Origin of the sequence: Halomonas litopenaei, from assembly GCF_003045775.1 — a bacterium.
Lineage (GTDB): Bacteria > Pseudomonadota > Gammaproteobacteria > Pseudomonadales > Halomonadaceae > Halomonas > Halomonas litopenaei.
In genome coordinates, this window is the sequence record NZ_PXNS01000026.1 from 1 (window position 1) to 4,287 (window position 4,287).

At 53.2% G+C, this 4,287-nt stretch carries 4 protein-coding genes and 2 pseudogenes; 1 reads left to right on the plus strand and 5 read right to left on the minus strand.

The window, feature by feature from the left end; all coding sequences use genetic code 11:
- The 4 genes and pseudogenes from C6W88_RS21950 to C6W88_RS22160 form a co-directional block, all read right to left on the minus strand.
- Positions 1-247: pseudogene (locus tag C6W88_RS21950) on the minus strand (IS30 family transposase); the annotation flags it as partial.
- A complete protein-coding gene (locus C6W88_RS21100) occupies positions 248-1,042 on the minus strand; it encodes an IS3 family transposase (protein WP_108133885.1) in 795 nt (264 codons plus the stop codon).
- Between the two features lie 17 nt (positions 1,043-1,059).
- Entirely contained in the window at positions 1,060-1,371 is a 312-nt protein-coding gene (locus C6W88_RS21105) for a DUF1153 domain-containing protein (RefSeq protein ID WP_108133886.1), read from the minus strand.
- 55 nt (positions 1,372-1,426) lie between these two features.
- Positions 1,427-1,851: pseudogene (locus tag C6W88_RS22160) on the minus strand (transposase); the annotation flags it as partial.
- A gap of 64 nt (positions 1,852-1,915) precedes the next feature.
- Between C6W88_RS22160 and C6W88_RS21115 the strand changes: the two are divergent.
- A protein-coding gene (locus C6W88_RS21115) for an IS5 family transposase (protein ID WP_108133888.1) occupies positions 1,916-2,769 on the plus strand; the annotation gives its coding sequence in 2 pieces (ribosomal slippage) (positions 1,916-2,258 and positions 2,258-2,769; 855 coding nt in all).
- A 227-nt stretch (positions 2,770-2,996) separates the two neighbouring features.
- Here the strand turns inward: C6W88_RS21115 and C6W88_RS21120 are convergent.
- On the minus strand, positions 2,997-3,800 hold the full coding sequence (locus C6W88_RS21120) for a glycosyltransferase (protein WP_108133889.1): 804 nt from the start codon (positions 3,798-3,800) through the stop codon (positions 2,997-2,999).
- Positions 3,801-4,287: the final 487 nt, after the last annotated feature.

The following is a 4,287-nucleotide window of genomic DNA, read 5'->3' on the forward strand; positions in this document are numbered from 1 at the left end:
GGAACACGGTTCAATTTGTCACTAAAGCCGACCATCGCATCCGTCGCGGTCGTACCGTCCATTTTCATCAGGATGACGAAGCGTGTCGTGCGGTCGACCAAGGTGCCTACAGCAGAACGGTTGCTGGGCCCATGATGAGGTCGCCTTCCCAATGCCCGGGCATCAACCGATCTTCGATCTCAGGCGGCCGGAGATGAATACTGACCAAGTCAGGAATTTTGTAATGACCCCCTAGTTTCTGCACACCCTACGCGGCTAATCCCGAGTGTGCTCGGGATGCCACATAGCCCAGAGACTGATGTGGCCGCTCTTCGTTGTAGTACCTGATCCAGCGACTGACGACGGCCCTGGCCTGGCCCAACGATTCAAAGCGATGGAGCCAGATGCACTCCTCCTTCAAGGAGCAGAAGAAGCGCTCTACGAGCCCGTTCTGTTCCGGTGTATATGGCGTCGTGAACTTTTGGGTCAGGCCATAGGTCTTTACCGTACCTGTGTAGTGACGACTACTGAACACAAGCCCATTATCAGAGCGAAGGGCCAATGGCTGCTTAACGCGCCCCAGCGCTCCTAGCCGATAGATCAGCGCTTCCTCCAGTGCGGCTTCTGCGGTCTTGCTGCTGCCATTGTCGGATAATCGCCAACCGAGAATCTCTCGCGTGCAGCAGTCGATGATCACTGCCAGGCTGGCTCGTCGGTCCTTTCCGCACCATACAAAGGTGAGATCGCTCGCCCACCGTTCATCAGGTCTTGAGGCAACAGATGGCAGGCTCCTGGCACGAGGACGAAAGCCCTGAGGCCGCTTGCGCACCTGCCAGCCTTTGATCTGGAGGATGCGCTGGATTGGCTTGCGGTTCTCCCCCAGGACACACGCCAGTCGATAGCCGTAGGTGGGAAACTGTTCCAGGGCCAGCTTTACTCTGGTGGTCAGCTCAGTATTGATCGTGCGCTGCCGCGGCCTGGGACGGTAATACAACGTCCGCCGGGGAAGCCCCAGCCACTGACAGAGTTTGACGAGCGAAACCACGTGGCCCTGCTGGGCCATTTCCGCCTGCAGCGACCTTACGAGTTCTCGTCCTCGTCGAGCAGGCGGCGAAACTTTTTTAGTGCGTAAATCTGCAGATGGGCCTCGCCCAGCGCCTCTTTGGTCTCCCGTAGCTCGGATTCGTACTGCTCGCGGACGTCTTTCGGGCGAGCCCTGAACCCGTTCTCCATGCTTCGCTGAGCCTCATCGATCCAGCCATCGATCTCGGAGACGGTAAGATCGTACTGGCGAGCCACCTCAGCCGCTGTGCTCTTGCCCTTGAAGATGTCCATGACCACGGCGGCCTTGCGCTTCGCTGTCCATCGCTTGATGGGGTTTTCGTCGCTCATGCTGTCCTCCTGATGGCTGCACTATAGCCTGTGCAGCTCTGGAGGGGGTCACTTCAATTTGGCGGCGACGATCCGTGCCACGACTGCGTAGACGCCGCTTTCCCCTCCCTTGCCGTAGGCAAGCAATGAGCTCTTTTTTCAGCGAGCCTCGGGGCATCACATAGAGCGCGTTGTAGATGGCCTCGTGAGAGACCTGCCGTGTAGAGTCATTTGGATACATGCGCTTCAGTGTGATGGCTATTGCCTAGGAGACCAGTACTAGCGTAACAGGTAGGTCACCAGATCGAAGAGAGGCGTACCAAGGCGCAACTTTGATTGTGATCGTGCTCGATGTCGCGTCAGCGTGGCCCTGAAACCCGCCAGACTGGCGTCATAGCCAGCATGAGAAGGTACCGCATGCCGAGCCAGTTCCCAAGAAATCGTGGTGGCAGCTCTCCCAAGGTATTTGGCGATGGAGCGTATCGAGTGACCTTCACGCATTAGGTTTTGTCCGAAAAGTCGGATTTGCTAATGTGGCCGATGCCGCAACTGCATAGGTGACCGCATGGCAGGACGCTACGAGCTCTCCGCTCAATGCTGGGAGATGATTAAGGACATCGTCTCGCCCTCCCAACCAATGGGCCGCCCTCGCCGAGCTGACCGCCAAGTGCTGAACGGGATCTTCTGGATCCTGTGCTCAGGCGCCAAATGGCGCGATCTGCCAGAGCGCTATGGCCCATGGAAGACCGTCTATGACCGCTTTCGTCAGTGGCGCGATGACGGCACCTTCGAGACCATCCTGGCGCGGCTCCAGCTCCGCTTGCGAGAAGATGGCCTGATGGATCTGGACACTTGGATGATCGACTCGACGACGATTCGCGCCACCCGCGCCGCCTCTGGGGGCGGCAAAAAGGGGGATCGAAAGAACCCATAGACCATGCGCTGGGGCGCAGCCGAGGCGGCCTGACCACCAAGATCCACATGCTTTGCGATCGGCATGGCTGGCCACTAACGTTCACCGTGACGCCGGGGCAGGATCCGGATACCCGCCACTTTGTTCCTACCATGGAGCACGTCCATTTGCCTGGGCGAGTGGGACGACCACGTAAACGTTGCCGATACATCGTCGCGGACAAAGGCTACGACAGTGATTCCCTCCGCCGGTACTGCGACCGCCACCGGATGAAGCCGATCATTGCCAGACGCAAGATGCACCGAAAGCCACTGCCGGGGGCGTCCAGGGGGTTTGACAAGCCGCGCTACCGGGAAAGGAACGTCATCGAGCGCTGTATCGGCTGGATCAAAGAACTACGCCGTGTCTGCACGCGCTATGACAAGCTCGCCAGAAGTTTCAAGGCGATGGTATGCCTGGCCTGCATAGACCATTGTTTGCGTGCAGACTTTTCAGACAAAACCTAGCATGATGGTGGCACGTTCTTCAGCAGTAAGGTGGTAGCAATGAGTCATAGCGATAGCGCACCTGATCGATCAGGCATTGCACTTGCTCATTGAGACCGCCCTCTCTTTGATCAGGTTCTTGGCGGAACGCACTGTTTTTTTTAAGAGAATGCCATCCGCTATCTTCGTTTTCAGGCCTGCCACATCAATAAGGCGGAGTCATGCGATGCATCACGGCCCGTAGCCTGCTACCTGAAGAAACGGTATATTTTTTCTTTAATAAAAACAGGACAGAGACGAAGGAATCCACGCAGAAAAATGCACGCCAAGAACTCAGTCGCTTTTATCATATTGTAACCATACATTTTTCTTATTATAAAAACCTCACCTTTGAAAAATCTCCATCCACGCCTTTTTAAAAAATCATCTCCAGTTCTCATCCTTACGAAAACACTCGTAGCGTTCCCAAACTTAAATCCACTATTTATCATTTCCACCCAAAGGGCATAATCTTCCGGATAAATATCAGGATACCCACCAACACTAAGAATATCGCTCTTTCTAAACATCACCGAGGGATGACTAACTGGGCACCTAAACTTAACATAATTTTTTAACTGTTCATCAGTTACAGGAACTGTTCTAACTGCAGTCCTTATTTCTAAACTGGCATCCCATTCTTCCACAGCCCCACCAAAAACAGAAATCTCAGGATTTTTCTCCATAAACAAAACTTGCTCTTCAAACCTCATCGGCATTGAGAGATCATCAGAGTCCATTCTCGCCACCAAATCATACTTGCAATATCTCAAACCAAGATTAAGCGCCGCAGCCAACCCCATGTTGACTTCTGTTCCCACGATCAACAACACGTCCCCCAATTCAAGTTTCCATTTTTCCAATACGTCTTCAAGCTCTTGAGTAAGGGGACCATCTTTAACTACAACTATTTGATCAGGTTTTCTTGTTTGGTGAAACCATATACTGGAAACAGACGCTTCCAAATACTCAGGCTTTTCCTTTGAATATACCGACATCAGTACTGAAAACATTACATTTCACACTCGGGTCAAATATTAAAAAACGTGAGAACCAGTTGACGATCAAGCCTGAGCATATTTTCAATGCCCATTGGTTTCTGTGCACTTTACGTGGCCAGCGCTTAGTGAACTTATCCAGGATTAATATCTACTAATATTAGGTAAGTTCTGTGAGATCGTGATGGCGAGCCACTTCAGCGACGGAGGTCTTACCTTTGAAGATGTCCATGACGACACCGACTTTGCGCTTTGCAGTCAGCATTTGAGGGTAGATTCTTTGCTCATGCCATCTTCCTAATGGCTGCAGTATAGCCTGTTCAGCTCTGTAAGGGCCCACTTCAGATCCCCCACTGCCAAGCTAGTTGGAGCCTCAGCAGCTGTTAGACTCTGAACCATGTGGGGCGTGATGAGGTTCCAATGAAGTACTCCGACTGAAGTGACCCCCTCCATAGCTGCACAGGATATAGTGCAGTCATAAGGAGGACAGGATGAGCGACGA